This is a genomic window from Mesorhizobium sp. M7A.F.Ca.CA.002.04.1.1 (genome assembly GCF_004022805.1).
GTDB classification, from domain to species: Bacteria; Pseudomonadota; Alphaproteobacteria; order Rhizobiales; family Rhizobiaceae; genus Mesorhizobium; species Mesorhizobium ciceri.
This window is the reverse complement of the sequence record NZ_RZPL01001287.1, coordinates 1-525: the sequence shown is the minus strand read 5'-3', so window position 1 is coordinate 525 and position 525 is coordinate 1. Positions and strand designations below refer to the sequence as shown.

At 65.5% G+C, this 525-nt stretch carries 1 protein-coding gene; it reads right to left on the bottom strand.

Features of this window, described 5'->3' with window-relative positions; all coding sequences use genetic code 11:
• Nucleotides 1-525 (bottom strand): UbiA family prenyltransferase (locus tag ENZ75_RS33830; RefSeq protein ID WP_164888282.1); only part of this gene is annotated, 525 nt, incomplete at both ends.

Genomic DNA, 525 nt, shown 5'->3' with positions numbered 1-525 from the left:
CCGCGACACTGTCCATGTAGAGCGCCAGCACCAGCGCCGAGGAGAAGGCCGAGGCCATGCCGGCCTGGGCGACGATCTCCTGGTCTTCGGTGCGATAGCCGCGACCGGCAATGCGCTCGCCGGGCGGAATGGCGGTGGTGCGCAGTTCGACGAAGCGCTTCACCAGCGCCAGCGACAGGAAGAAGAAGATGGAGAAGGCCAGCAGCCAGAACGAGACGTCGACGCCGGTCGCCGCCGCACCGGCCAGGACGCGGATCGTGTAGAGGCCGGCGAGCGTCAGCACATCGACCAGCAGCATGCGCTTGAACGACAGCGAATAGGCGGTGGTGACGACCATGTAGCCGCCGAGCACAGCCATGAATTCGGGCGACAGGAACAGCCCGGTGCCGATGCCGATCGCCAGAAGCACCGCGATCGCCCCAAGTCCGAACGGGATCGACAGCGCGCCGCTGGCGAACGGCCTGTTGCGCTTGGTGAGGTGTTTGCGGTCGAGCGCGAGGTCGAAGAAATCATTGAGGATGTAGA